The 13,538-nt window shown below is 71.7% G+C and carries 10 protein-coding genes; all 10 read left to right on the top strand.

From position 1 onward, the window contains the following. The first annotated feature begins 171 nt into the window (after positions 1-171). The 10 genes from M1203_RS04220 (at position 172) to M1203_RS04175 (ending at position 13,508) form a co-directional block, all read left to right on the top strand. Positions 172-1,428 (top strand): glycosyltransferase, encoded by a 1,257-nt coding sequence (locus tag M1203_RS04220; RefSeq protein WP_249948121.1) that lies wholly within the window; start codon positions 172-174, stop codon positions 1,426-1,428. After that, positions 1,425-3,140 (top strand): ArnT family glycosyltransferase, encoded by a 1,716-nt coding sequence (locus tag M1203_RS04215; RefSeq protein WP_374401814.1) that lies wholly within the window; start codon positions 1,425-1,427, stop codon positions 3,138-3,140. The genes M1203_RS04220 and M1203_RS04215 overlap by 4 nt, the downstream gene beginning before the upstream one ends. After that, the gene (locus M1203_RS04210) at positions 3,137-4,381 is read left to right on the top strand and encodes a glycosyltransferase family 2 protein (RefSeq protein WP_249948120.1); all 1,245 of its coding nucleotides are present in this window, start codon (positions 3,137-3,139) and stop codon (positions 4,379-4,381) included. Before M1203_RS04215 ends, M1203_RS04210 begins: the two co-directional genes overlap by 4 nt. Then, the gene (locus M1203_RS04205) at positions 4,378-6,855 is read left to right on the top strand and encodes a galactose oxidase early set domain-containing protein (RefSeq protein ID WP_249948119.1); all 2,478 of its coding nucleotides are present in this window, start codon (positions 4,378-4,380) and stop codon (positions 6,853-6,855) included. The genes M1203_RS04210 and M1203_RS04205 overlap by 4 nt, the downstream gene beginning before the upstream one ends. Positions 6,856-7,033: 178 nt before the next feature. Further along, entirely contained in the window at positions 7,034-7,783 is a 750-nt protein-coding gene (locus M1203_RS04200; protein ID WP_249948118.1) for a cupin domain-containing protein, read from the top strand. Beyond that, positions 7,780-8,820: a hypothetical protein gene (locus M1203_RS04195; RefSeq protein ID WP_249948117.1), complete on the top strand. Its 1,041-nt coding sequence runs from the start codon at positions 7,780-7,782 to the stop codon at positions 8,818-8,820. Before M1203_RS04200 ends, M1203_RS04195 begins: the two co-directional genes overlap by 4 nt. Next, positions 8,817-9,725, top strand: a complete 909-nt coding sequence (locus tag M1203_RS04190) for a hypothetical protein (RefSeq protein WP_249948116.1) — start codon at positions 8,817-8,819, stop codon at positions 9,723-9,725. Before M1203_RS04195 ends, M1203_RS04190 begins: the two co-directional genes overlap by 4 nt. Then, on the top strand, positions 9,688-10,221 hold the full coding sequence (locus tag M1203_RS04185; protein ID WP_249948115.1) for a hypothetical protein: 534 nt from the start codon (positions 9,688-9,690) through the stop codon (positions 10,219-10,221). The genes M1203_RS04190 and M1203_RS04185 overlap by 38 nt, the downstream gene beginning before the upstream one ends. Before the next feature lie 114 nt (positions 10,222-10,335). Continuing rightward, entirely contained in the window at positions 10,336-12,096 is a 1,761-nt protein-coding gene (locus M1203_RS04180; RefSeq protein ID WP_249948114.1) for an asparagine synthetase B, read from the top strand. A gap of 11 nt (positions 12,097-12,107) precedes the next feature. Then, positions 12,108-13,508: an aldehyde dehydrogenase family protein gene (locus M1203_RS04175; protein ID WP_249948113.1), complete on the top strand. Its 1,401-nt coding sequence runs from the start codon at positions 12,108-12,110 to the stop codon at positions 13,506-13,508. Positions 13,509-13,538 lie beyond the last annotated feature (30 nt).

Raw genomic sequence — 13,538 nt, 5'->3', positions numbered from 1 at the left:
CCGAAACGCAGTATTCACCCAATCGGCCCTCCGGCGGTCACAGGTCCCCCCTATCGTCTTCACAAGAGTCACAACAGGTGTGCACGGGGGGACTGTGCGCACAGGGGGATGTACGGGTCAGCCGACGGCCAGGGGGGCCTGCCGCGGCCGGCCCTGGCCGAGGGGGGCCATGTGTTCACGTCTGTACTCATCGCTGCCATTTCACTGGCGCTGTTCTGGATGGCCGCGTTCACGCTCTGGTGGCAGATGCATGCCTGGCGTACGCCGGAAACGCTGGCCGCGACCAGATTCGACCGGCCCGACGGCGGTCGCCAGGGCTCGTTCTCGCTGCTCCTGCCGGCCCGTCATGAACAGGCCGTACTGGAGCACACCGTCGAACGGCTGCTGGAGTCCGGCCACCGCGAGTTCGAGATCATCGTCATCGTCGGGCACGACGACCCGGAGACCGCGGCGGTCGCCGAGCGGGCCGCCGCCCGCGACCCGCACCGGGTCAGGGTCGTCGTCGACACCCATGAGGCCAAGAACAAACCCAAGGCGCTGAACACCGCGCTGCCGCACTGCACCGGCGAGGTCGTGGGGGTCTTCGACGCCGAGGACCAGGTCCATCCCGAGCTGCTGGCCCATGTCGACCACGCCTTCCGCACCACCGGCGCCGATGTCGTCCAGGGCGGCGTCCAGCTGATCAACTTCCACTCCAGCTGGTACAGCCTGCGCAACTGCCTGGAGTACTTCTTCTGGTTCCGCAGCAGGCTCCATCTGCACGCCCAGAAGGGCTTCATCCCGCTCGGCGGCAACACCGTCTTCGTACGCACCGACGTCCTGCGCGAGGCGGGCGGCTGGGACCAGAACTGCCTGGCCGAGGACTGCGATCTGGGCGTACGGCTCTCCAGCGCCGGCAAGAAGGTCGTCGTCGCCTACGACTCCGACATGGTGACCCGCGAGGAGACCCCGGGCTCGCTGATGTCCCTGCTCAAGCAGCGCACCCGCTGGAACCAGGGCTTCCTTCAGGTCTACCGCAAGAAGGACTGGCGCCAACTGCCCACGCGCGGACAGCGAATGCTGGCCCGCTACACGCTGATGACACCGTTCCTCCAGGCGTTCACCGGTCTGATCATCCCGCTCAATGTGGGGATCGCGCTCCTCCTCGACGTCCCGGTGACGGTCGCGTTCGTGACCTTCCTGCCGCTGGTCACCGCCATGGTGACCTTCGTCTTCGAGGTCGTCGGGCTCCATGACTTCGGCAAGCAGTACGGACTGCGGGTCCGGCTCACGCACTATCTGAAGCTCATCGTCGGCGGCCCCTTCTACCAACTGCTCCTCGCGGGCGCGGCGATCCGCGCCGTCTGGCGCGAGCAGCGGGGGCACGGCGACTGGGAGCTGACCAGTCATGTCGGCGCGCATCTCATCCGAGAGGACGTCCACGCGTGACCTCCACCCTCCCCGAGGTGACGGCGGATCAGCGGACCACCGTCCCCGCGCGGCCGAGCCATGCCCGCCGCCGCGGCGGCGGCCCGACGCCGCTCACCGTCCGCCCGGTCATCCGCTTCCGCAGTTCCCGCGCCGATCTGCTCCTGTGCGGGGCGCTCCTCGTCGCGATCCTGCTGGTCCAGGGCTGGAACATCCAGCACTATCCGACGCTCAGCGACGACGAGGGCACCTATCTCGCCCAGGCCTGGGCCGTCCAGGAGGGCAAGGGCCTCGCCCACTACACCTACTGGTACGACCATCCGCCGCTCGGCTGGATGCAGATCGCCTTTCTGACCTGGCTGCCCTCGCTCCTCTCGCCCGAGACGATGACGGTCGCCCCGATGCGCTTCGCGATGCTGCTGGTCAGCGCGGCGAGCGCGGTCTTCCTCTATGTGCTGGCCCGGCGGCTGTGGCTGCCGCGCTGGGCCGCCGGGCTGGCGATGGCCCTGTTCGGGCTCTCCCCGCTCTCCGTGGTGCTCCAGCGGGAGATCTTCCTCGACAACCTCGCCGTGATGTGGATGCTGCTCGCGTTCTGTCTCGCGGCCTCGCCCAGCCGGCACCTGTGGCACCACTTCGCGGCCGGACTCGCCGCCGCCGTCGGGGTGCTGACGAAGGAGACCATGCTGGTCATCCTGCCCGCGCTGCTGATGACGCTGTGGCGGCACAGCCATCGCGACACCCGGAAGTTCGCGGTGACCGGCGCGATCACCGCCTGCGCGCTGGTCGGGCTCTGCTATCCGCTGATGGCGCTGCTCAAGGGGGAGCTGCTGCCCGGCGCCGGGCATGTCTCGCTCTGGGACGGCATCACGTACCAGATGAGCAGGCCCGGATCCGGCTTTGTGCTCGACCCGGGCAGCGGTTCGTACGGGGTGCTCCAGTCCTGGCTGTACTACGACCGGGTGCTGCCGCTCGGCGGGATCGCGGGCGCCGTCCTGCTGATGGTCACCCTGCGCTGGTCGGTCACCGCGCGGGCGCTGGCGGGGCCCGCGCTGGCCGTGGTGATCCTCACCCTGGTCGCCCTGCGCCCGTCCGGCTATCTGCCCGCGATGTATGTGATCCAGGGGCTGCCGTTCCTGGCGCTGGTGCTGGCGGGCGGCGCCGCGTCCGTCAGCCACGCGATTTTGCGCAGACGGCGCGGTCCGCGGGAGGGCCGGGCGCTCACCACCGTCCGCCGCACCGCGCTGGCGGCGCTCGCCCTGGCCGCGCTCGTGGTCGTCGTACCCCGCTGGTACGAGGGCGATCGCACCGCGCTGACGGCCGACGCCAACGCCCCTTACCGGCAGGCCGCCGCGTGGATGGCGACGGAGGTGCCGGACCCCTCCCGGGCCCGGGTGCTGGTCGATGACGCGCTCTGGCTCGATCTGGTGCACGCCGGGTACGAGCCGGGGCTCGGCGCGATCTGGTTCTACAAGGCCGACCTCGACCCGGCCGTCACGAAGACCATGCCGGACGGCTGGCGCGACCTGGACTATGTGGTCGCGTCCCCGACCGTACGGCGCGACGCGCGTGATCTGCCCACGGTGCGCGACGCGCTGGAGCACTCGACCGCCGTCGCCGTCTTCGGGGACGGCGAGGACCGGATCGAGATCCGGCGGATCACCGATGGCAACCGGATCACGCGAGGTGACCGGATCACGGACGGCAACCGGATCGCGGGAGGCGACGGGCGATGAGCATTCTTCCCCCCATCGGTGCCGGGGAGCGCGGTGAACCGGAGCTGGAAGCGACCGTCGTCGCCGAGCCGGGCGCCGTCACCGTCATCATCCCGACCTTCAACGAGTCGGGAAACATCAGGGAGTTGCTGCGGCAGCTCACCGACGCCGTACCGGCCAGGCTGCCCTGCGAGGTGCTCTTCGTCGACGACTCGACCGACGACACCCCCGAGGTGATCGTGTCGGCCGCGCAGGACTGCCCGTTCCCCGTGAACGTGATCCACCGCGAGGCGCCCGAGGGCGGTCTCGGCGGCGCGGTCGTCGAAGGGCTCAGGGCCGCCGGCTCCGACTGGATCGTGGTCATGGACGCCGATCTCCAGCATCCGCCCGCGCTCGTCCCCGATCTGGTCGCCGCCGGGGAACGGACCTGCGCCGATCTCGTCGTCGCCAGCCGCTATATCGACGGCGGCAGCCGCGCGGGTCTGGCCGGCGGCTACCGCGTCGCCGTCTCCCGCGCGGCGACCTGGCTGACCAAGGGGATCTTCCCGGCCAGGCTGCGCGGGATCAGCGACCCGATGAGCGGGTTCTTCGCGATCCGCCGCTCCGCCGTCACCCCGGAGGCGCTGCGTCCGCTCGGCTACAAGATCCTGCTGGAACTGGCCGTACGCTGCCGGCCCGAACAGCCGGCCGAGGTGCCGTTCGTCTTCCGCGACCGGTTCGCGGGCGAGTCCAAGTCGACGGCGAAGGAGGGGATGCGCTTCCTCCGCCATCTCGTGGAGCTGCGTACGGCCGCGCCGCTCGCGAGGATGATCGCCTTCGGACTGATCGGACTCAGCGGCTTCGTACCGAACCTGCTCGCGCTGCACGGGCTGATGGCGGCCGGGGTCCACTATCTGCCGGCCGAGGTGCTGGCCAACCAGCTCGGTGTGGTGTGGAACTTCCTCCTGATCGAGACGCTGCTCTTCCGCGACCGGCGGGCGCACCGGCACTGGGCAGACCGGGTGGGCCGGTTCGCGCTGCTCGCCAACGCCGATCTGCTCCTGCGTATCCCGCTGATCGCGCTGCTGGTCGGCCAGTTGGGGATGGGGGTGCTGACGGCGACCGCCTGCGCGCTGCTGGCGACGTTCGTGCTGCGGTTCGTGGGGACGGAGGCGCTGGTCTATCTGCCGAGGCGGAAGCGGCAGCGGCCGGGCAGGCGCGCTCAGGCCCCCGTCACGAGTGAGGCGCCTGCCGCGCGTACCGAGGGGAGCGCGCGCCGATGAGCCCTGTCCGTCCGCGCGTCTCGCCGCGCCGCTTCCGCACCTCGCGCCGTACCGCGTTCCTCGCCCTCCTCGCGCTGGCCGGCGGCCTGCTGTTCGCCACCGAGCGGCCCGCGATGGCCGGGGCGAACCTCGTCAAGAACCCCGGCTTCGAGACACCGGGCACGGACGGCATGCCGTACTGCTGGGCGCGGTCGGGCTGGGGCGACAACGACTTCTCCTTCGACACCGTCGCCGACGCCCACTCCGGCACCGCCGCGATGAGGGTGGAGCTGACCCGCAGGACCGACGGCGACCGCAAGGCGCTGATCACGGAGTCCGCGCAGTGCGCGCCCGCGGTGGTGCCCGAGCGGCAGTACGACCTGTCCCTCTGGTACAGGTCGACGACCCCCGACGCCGCGATCACCCTCTTCCGCCATGACACCACGGCCGGCTGGCAGTACTGGACCGATCTCAAAACCCTGGACCTGAGCGCCGGTTACCAGCGGGCCGAGGTCCGTACGCCCGTGATTCCGCCCGGCACCGACCGGATCACCTGGGGCGTGTCGGTGTACGGCACGGGCAGTGTGACCACCGACGACTATGTGATGGAGGAGGTCGCCCCGCCGCCCGTCGAACCGGAGTGCACCGGCACCGCCGAGGAGTGCGCCAACGGCCGCTGGGAGGTGCTGCCGACGGAGAACCCGGTGCGCTCGATGCACTCGGTGGTGCTGCACAACGGCAAGGTGCTGCTGATCGCCGGCTCCGGCAACGACCCGGAGATGTTCGCGGCCGGTACGTTCACCTCCGCGGTGTACGACCCGGCGGACGGCTCGTACCGTACGGTCCCCACCCCCGACGACATGTTCTGCTCCGGCCATGTCCAGCTCTCCGACGGCCGGGTGCTGGTGATGAGCGGCAACAAGGGCTATCCGTCGGCGGACGGCACGGTCGGCTACCAGGGGTTCAAGGACTCGTATGTCTTCGACCCCGCCACCGAGACGTACACCAGGACCAACGACATGAACGACGGACACTGGTATCCGTCGGCCACGATCATGGGCAACGGCGATGTGATGTCCTTCGGCGGGCTGCGCGAGGACTCCAGCGGTTCGGTGACCGCCGAGCGCTGGTCGGCGGCGCAGGACAAGTGGCTGCCGACGGGACAGGTCAACCAGACCTGGTCGTACTGGGGCCTGTACCCGTCGATGATCCTGATGCAGGACGGGCGGCTCTTCTACTCCGGCAGCCATGTCTTCGGCAACGGCACGCCCGGCACCGGCTCGTCGGTCTACGACTACGACGCCAACACGGTGACCGAGATCCCGGGGCTCCAGAACAAGGACGAGCGCGACCAGTCGGCGAGCGTGCTGCTGCCGCCCGCGCAGGACCAGCGGGTGCTGACGATCGGCGGCGGCAACATCGACTCCAACCCGGAGGCGAACAGGCTGACGGATCTCATCGATCTCAAGCAGCCCGACCCCCGGTACACACCTGGCCCGTTGCTGCCGCAGGGCACCGTCGACCTCGGCAACGGACCCCAGCCCCAGACCGGGGCGCAGGGCAAGATGTACGGCTCCGCCGTGCTGCTGCCCGACGGCAAGGTCCCGGAGACGGGCGGCGCGCTGCACAACCGCGCCAACCCCGTGTACGAGTCCTCGCTGTTCGACCCGGTGACGGACACCTTCGATCCGGTGGCGGCGGACCCGGAGGCGCGCGGCTACCACTCGTCGGCCTTCCTGCTGCCGGACGGCCGGGTGATGACGACCGGCGACAACCCGGGCAACGGCTCCTGGAACCATCAGGTGTCGCTGTACACCCCGCCGTATCTCCTCAAGGGGCCACGCCCGCGGATCACTTCACTGGTCGACAATCAGTGGCTGTACGGGGACACGCAGCGGATCACGGTCGACCGGCCGATCGCCAAGGCCGAACTGATCAGGCCGGCCGCGGTCACCCACTCCTCCGACCCCAACCAGCGGTTCGTCGACCTGCCGCTGTCGGTGGACGGAAACGACGGAAACGACGTAAACACCGTCGACCTCAATGTCACGAGCAACCCGAATCTGGCGCCTCCCGGCTGGTACATGCTCTTCGCGGTCGACGCCAACGGCGTTCCTTCGGTGGCCGAGTGGGTGCGGCTGGGCGGCCCGCCCGCGCTCGCCGAGAAGGCGGCGGAGTCGGCGCACGTCCATGACTTCGCGGGCGCGCTCGCGAAGAGCCCCGAGAAGCCGCGGAAGAAGCGGGCCTCGGCGCCGGTGAGTCCGCGGATCGCGGGATGCGACCGGCACTACGGCTCGGCGGACGTCTGCGTACCGACGGTCTTCCCCGAGACGGTGCGGGGAAGCACGAAGGCGGCGACGACAAGGGCGCGCTGCGACTGGCTCGCGGCGAACGACTACGGGCGGCTGAAGGTGAACGGCCGGGACGATCCGCTCCGGCTGGACCCGGACGGGGACGGAGTGGCGTGCGGGAAGGGGGACGTGCGGCGGCGCTGAGCACCGGGGCCCGATCTCGAACGGCGCGCGTACCCGGAGCCCCTCCGGCGGCCTCCGGGTACGCGCGACGCCCCGTCACTTCATCCCGATGTCGGTGCTCGGCAATATCATCTGTCCAAGGTGTTCCCGGTCGCGGTTCTACGATGCGATCGTGGTCCACGACGCGAGGGGGGCGTTGATGTCCGACGTGGATTCCCGTTCCGGCACGCCCGGACTGCGGGGTATGGAACGGCTGTCGCGAGACCTGCCGCACGGGGTGGAGCTGTTCCATCTCAAGCCCGAGGGCAGCGTGTTGTTCGCCGACCGGGACGGCGCGCGCGAGCTGGGCCCGAGCGAGGAGTTCCTGCGGTTCATCGACGACGGGCAGTTCGCCCACTACCTCGTCGGCGACGCGCGCACCTCGCCCGAGCGCCCCTCCAACGCCACGTTCAAGCTCGGGGTCGTCGGCCCGCGCAGCGCGTTCACCCCGCACGCGCACGGCGGCGAGCACATCGTGCTCAGTCTCGGCCACGCCGCCTGCGGTCTGTACGACGCGCCGCGCGGCCGGGTCACCGAGATCAGGCTGTTCCCCGGGGCCATGATCCGGATCCCCGAGATGATGCCCCACTCCTTCGCCAACCGCGGCACGGAACCGTTGAACATCCTCGCCGCCAACACCGGTTTCGGTATCGACCACGAGGACTACGCGATCACCGCCGACGAGGCCGAGCGCCGCGCCGTGGACGACGCGAGCGACGACGGCGTACGGCACGGCCGCGGCGCGCTCGGCACGGTCACCCGCGTGAACACCGACTACGGACTGCTGGCCGCCGCGCTGCGCGACATCGAACGTATCCAGCGGGTCAGGGGCATCGGCGCCACCACCGTGCGCGAGCGTCTCGCCGCCGGGCTCCGGCGTGCCGCGTCCGCACTGGAGGGCCCGCGATGATCTGCCCGTTCTGCGACCGGAACCTGCTCCTCAGAGAGCGGCCCAACCGCACCTGCTCCCACTGCAAGCGGCGCTACGCACTGGACCCCAAGACCAACTCGCTGGGGCTGAGCGACGCACGGGTCCACCGTCTCCTCGCCAAGCTCACCGACGGCGGCCGGCTGAAGATCTCGGCCCATCAGCTCGGGGCCGCGGCGCTGCCCAAGTCGACGCCGACCAAGAGCCGGAGCCCGGTCGTGGAGGCCCTTGGATGTCTGTGGGTGCCCCTGCTGATCGGCATCATCATGGTCGTCGCCGGGGTGAGCGCCGATGACGTGGGCCCGTTCACCGTCTTCGGCGCGATCCTGATCGGCATCTTCGTCCTCGGCATGACCATCGCCGCGATCAGCGGTGGGAAGAAGCGAGGGACGCCGCATCCGCTCAGCGGCTTCCGCTCGATTCTGCTGAGCGACTGGGTGGGGGTCTACGGCGCGCTCCCGGCCGGGATCGTGGACGACTTCCCGTCCCGCCGCGTCTACATACCGGAGGGGGCACGCCTCGCGGTGCTCTGCCGGGACCGGGGCATCGCCGCCTTCCTCGTCGCCAACGGGATACCGGAGCGGTACGGAGCCGTCATCGCCACCGAGGTCGAGCAGGTGCCGGACGCGCTGCCCGTCCTCGTCCTGCACGACGCCAGCGCGCCGGGCTGCCGTTCGGTCGTGCGGACGCGTGAGGCGCTGCCCGGCCGTACGGTGATCGACGCGGGACTGCCGCCGCGCGCCGTCATGAACACGCTCGGTGCGCCGGTGTGGTACGGCGACAGGCCGGCGGACGACCTCATCGAGTGGCTGGGCGAGAGCGGGACGCTCACCAAGGGCGAGCTGGAGTGGCTGGCCAGGGGCTGTACCGTCCCCCTGACCGCCGTACGCCCCGCCAAGCTGCTCGCGGCCGTCGGCAGGACCGTCGAACGCCTCGCCGCCACCACCCCCGCGGATCCCGAGCGCCGCGAGGCGGAGGCCGTCGGGTTCCTCACCTGGCCCGGCGAGGCGGGCCGGTGACCCCACGCGTCGCCGTGGGCATCGGCGACCGGCTGCTCGACCGCGCCCTCGCCACCGCCGTCGGACGCGCGGGCGCGCCCGGCCGGATCCGGTTCACCGAGGCGCAGTTGTACTACGAGATGTGCCGTGTCCTGCGTCCGCCGCACATGGTCCCGCGCAGGCTCCCGCTGACGCCCGCGCCGCCCGTGCGGTACGAGCGGTTCGAAGAGGCCCTGCGGCGGCACGGCGCGGTGCCGGGACTGCTGGAGCCGGCTCCGGCCGCCGCCTCGGCCCCGGGCGGCGCGTCACGCGAGCCCTCCGAGCCCGATCTCTACGACTACGGACTGCCCCGGCTGCTCGTCTGCCAGAGCCGCCAGGTGGCCCGGATGCTCCTCGCCAACGATGTGCATCTGGAGGCCGCCTGCCCGGTGTTCGCCGCCGACGACCTGCCGCTCGATCCCCGGCTGGTGGCCGGGCTCGGCAGGGTGGACGGCGCCACGGCGCATGTGCTGCACGACGCGAGCGTGGACGGCATCGCGCTCACCGCACGCGTGCGCGACGCGCACCCCGGCGTACGGGTCTCCTCGATGGGCCTCGTACCCCGGCACGCCACCGCGCTCCATCTGATCTCGCCGCGCGGCCCGGCACCGGGACCCGGCCCGGGGACCCTGCCCGCCGGCCTCGAAGCCCGCGAGCGGGACTGGCTCACCGAAGGGCGCTTCGCCGAGGTGGAGTCCGTACCGCCCGCCCGGCTGCTGCGCACCGTGCTGCGGCTCGTACGCGGACCGAGAACGCCCAGCCATTCGGTCTGGACCGGGCTGCGTGAGCTGCGTACGGCGGGATTCATGACATGGCCGACGAACCAACCAGGGGATACGGGGACCAAAGGTGATCAACCGGCCACGCGAGACCGAGTACAAGGATGAGCTGCTCGCCGACCACAGCGTCCACCGCCGCTACCGGGACGGACGTGAGGAGTGGCGGCGGCGCGACGGCGGCACGCGCGTGCGCTGGCACGACAACCAGGGCGCTTCCGGCACCGATGAACTGCTCGGCGGACGTGTCATCAAGCGCCAGTACTCCGACGGCAGGGTGACCTACGGCAGGGACATCGGCTACGGCCGCACGCTCTGGGACCGGGGCGAGACGATATTGGTCAACAGGACCTCGTTCGGCGGGCGCATGGGCGTGCTGCTGGGCGGGCTCGGGCTCGCCGGCCTCGCCATCACGGCCGCCCAGCTCCCGCCGGAGGAGCTGACGCCCGAAGAGGAGGAGGAACTGCGCCAGCAACAGCAGGCTTCGGCCCAGAACTCCTCCTCCGGCGGTGGTGACGTGGGCGGCGGTGACGGCGGTGACTGGGACTCCGGTGACGGATGGAACTCCGACGACGACGGCGGCTGGAGCGACGACGACTTCGGATGATCCGGCCCGGAGGACGGGCCGAAGGACGGGTCGTCGGACGGGCTGAACGACGAGCCGCGGGACGACGATTCGCGGGGATACGCGCATCGAGCGGAACAGAGAGGAGGGGCGACCATGGCACGCTTCTGTGCCTGCCTGGCGGCGACACCCGAACGGGCGGCGGGACATCTCGCGGCGATGGGCGCCGTCGTGGACGCCGGTGCGCCGGGCGCGGCGCTGCTCCGGGACGAACCCGGCCATGCCACCGGCCCGTTCACCGCGTACGGCCGTACCGCCGTCGGCGAGGTCACCCTCCACAACCGGTCCGAACTGCTCGCCGCGCTCGCGGGCGCCGGTGACCACGCGCCGCCCGGCTGCCCGGACGGTGAACTGCTGCTGCGCTGCTGGGTACGGCTCGGCGCGGCCGGGATCCGGGCGGCGGAAGGCATGTTCGCGCTCGCCGTGCACGACGACGCGGAACTGGTCCTGATCCGCGACCACATGGGCGCCCGGACGCTGTTCTACGCCCGCGCCGACGACTGCTGGGCCGCGTCCACCTCGCTGCGCGCCCTGCGCCGCTGGCCCGCGCTCGGCACCGGTCTCGAACTGGCCGCCGTACGCTCCTTCCTGACCTTCGCCTACCTCCCCGGCGAGGAGACGCTGCTGCGCGGCGTACGCGAAGTGCTCCCCGGGCGCTGTCTGCGGCTCGCGGCCGACGGGAGCGTCACCGAAGAGCACTACTGGGAGCCCCAGGAGCTGATCGAGGACGACGGCGCGCCGCCCGAGAGCTACGCACTGCGCCTGCGCGAGCTGCTGGAGGAGGCCACGGCGTGCCGGCTGCCCGAGGCGGAGGCCGTGGGCGTGCTGCTCTCCGGCGGGGTCGACAGCTCGCTGGTGACCGCGCTCGCCGCCAAGCTGCACGCCCATCCCGTGCACACGTACTCCATCAGCTTCGGCGACGAACTCCCCAATGAGCTGGGCTACTCGGGTCTGGTCGCCCAGCACTGCCACACTCGCCACCAGGTGCTCACCGTGTCGGGCGACGCCGTGGCCGCGCGGCTCGCGGAGGCCGCCGCGCTGCTCGACAGCCCGGTGGGCGACCCGCTGACCGTGCCCAATCTGATGCTCGCCGAGGCCGTGGCGGCCGACGGGCCCCGCGTCGTGCTCAACGGCGAAGGCGGCGACCCGGTGTTCGGCGGGCCGAAGAACCTGCCCATGCTGGTGTACGAGATGCACCGCGGCGAGGTGGCGGGCGGCGACGCCGAGGACGCGCGCGAGACGGCGTATCTGCGCTCGTACCGCAAATGCTTCACCGATCTGCCCGAGCTGCTCACCGCCGACGCGCTGGACGCGCTCGCCGCAGCGCCCGGCCCTGAGCGGTTCGTCGCCCCGTATCTGCGGCCCGCGTCCCGGGACGGCCGCATGGACCACCTCCTCAACCAGCTGCTGCACTGCAATCTGCGGACCAAGGGCGCCCACCACATCCTGACCAAGGTCGAACGGCTCACCGCCTCCCAGGGAATCCAGGGCCGCGCCCCGCTGTTCGACCGCCGGGTGGTGGACCACGCCTTCGCCACGCCGCCCCGGTGGAAGCTGAACGGCGCGGTCGAGAAGTGGGTGCTCAAGGAGGCGGTACGGGACCTGCTGCCCGACACGGTCGTGGACCGGCCGAAGAGCGGCATGCGGGTGCCTGTGCAGCAGTGGCTCGGCGGGCCCCTGCGGGAGCTGGCGGGTGATCTGCTGCTGGGCCGCGAGGCGCGCGCCCGGGGGCTGTTCCGGCCGGACACGGTGCGCTCGTGGATGCGGGGGGAGGGCACGCTGCTGCCCCGGCAGGGCGGCAAGCTGTGGCTCGTACTCACCCTCGAACTGTGGCTGCGCGCCTACGACGTCCGCTGATGGAGACCCCCTTGAACACAGAGTCCGCCACCTCACCGCGGGCATCGGGCGACACCGTGTCGCTCATCGACCCCCGTACCGGCCGGATACGCGGCAGCTCGCCCGTCGCCCGCGGACCGCAGGTCGCCGCCGCCGTCGGCGCGGCCCGACGCGCCTTCGACGGCTGGCGGGCGCGCACCCCGAGGGAGCGGTCCCGGGCGCTCGACCGGCTCGCCGGGCTGATCGAGGAGCACGCCGACGAGTACGCGGCCCTGGAACGCGCGGGCACCGGCAAACCGGCGCACGAGGCGGCCGGCGAGGTCGCGAACGCGGCGGATCTCTTCCGCTTCTACGCCTGGGCGGCACGCACCCAGCCCGCCCCGGCCGCCGGAGGCTTTGTCGCCGGGCACGAGAGCTGGGTCCGCTGGGAACCGCTCGGCGTGGCCGGGGTCGTCGTCCCCTGGAACTACCCGCTGATGATGGCCACCTGGCGGTCCGCTCCCGCGCTCGCCGCCGGGAACACCGTCGTCGTCAAGCCCGCCGAGACCACCCCCGACTCGCTGCTGCTGCTCGCCGAGCACGCGGCGCAGGCGCTGGGCGAGTCGGTCCTGGGGACCCTGCCCGGCGACCGCGAGACCGGGCGGCTGCTGGTGGGCGGCGCGATCGACATGGTGGCCTTCACCGGGAGCGCCGCCGCCGGGGCCGATGTCGCGGCGCGCGCGGGCACCCGACGCGTCAGCCTGGAGCTCGGCGGCAACAGCCCGGTCGTCGTCCTGCCGGACGCTCCCGAGGACACCTGGACGGAACTGGCGCTGGCGACCACGTACAACGCGGGCCAGAGCTGCGCCGTCCCGGCGCGGGTGATCACCCTCCGCGAGAACTACGAGTCGGCCGTGTCCCTGCTCGGCGACGCGATGCGGGAGCGCCTGGCGGGCCGGGACTTCGGCCCGCTCAACAACGCGGACCAGGCGGCGCGCTACGACCGGATCGTGGCCGCCTCGGCGGCGAAGGTGACGGTCACGGCCGGGACCGCGCCCGGCACCGGCGAGGAGGGCGGCTTCTGGCGGCCCGCCGGTGTGCTCGCGGAGCTGCCGGACGACGATCCGGCGGTGGTGGACGAGGTGTTCGGCCCGCTGCTGACGGTGCAGGCGGCGGAGGGTGTGCCGGAGGCCGTCGCGCTGGCGAACGGGGTGCCGCAGGCGCTGGCCGCCAGCGTATGGACCCGGGACCTGGCGGCGGGGCTCGACCTGGCGGGACGGCTGAACGCGGGCGAGGCGTGGCTCAACTGCCATCTCGTCCAGACGGCGGAGCTGCCGCACGGCGGCCGGGGTTCGTCGGGCCACGGCACGGACCTCAGCACGCTGGCCCTGCACGAGTACCAGCGCCCGAAGACGATCACGGCGCGTCTGACGCTCACGCCCCGCTTCCGCTGAGAGGCAGCCGCTGAGGGAAACGTCAGAGAA

The sequence above is a fragment of the Streptomyces sp. 35G-GA-8 genome, assembly GCF_023534745.1.
Lineage (GTDB): Bacteria > Actinomycetota > Actinomycetes > Streptomycetales > Streptomycetaceae > Streptomyces.
The sequence above is the reverse complement of the archived record's forward strand: the minus strand, read 5'-3'. Positions and strand labels throughout refer to the sequence as shown.

Coding starts and splice junctions, on each gene's coding strand:
- M1203_RS04200 (WP_249948118.1), top strand. CDS start 7,034: ATGTCCGACGTGGATTCCCGTTCCGGCACGCCCGGACTGCGGGGTATG.
- M1203_RS04180 (WP_249948114.1), top strand. CDS start 10,336: ATGGCACGCTTCTGTGCCTGCCTGGCGGCGACACCCGAACGGGCGGCG.
- M1203_RS04195 (WP_249948117.1), top strand. CDS start 7,780: ATGATCTGCCCGTTCTGCGACCGGAACCTGCTCCTCAGAGAGCGGCCC.
- M1203_RS04205 (WP_249948119.1), top strand. CDS start 4,378: ATGAGCCCTGTCCGTCCGCGCGTCTCGCCGCGCCGCTTCCGCACCTCG.
- M1203_RS04210 (WP_249948120.1), top strand. CDS start 3,137: ATGAGCATTCTTCCCCCCATCGGTGCCGGGGAGCGCGGTGAACCGGAG.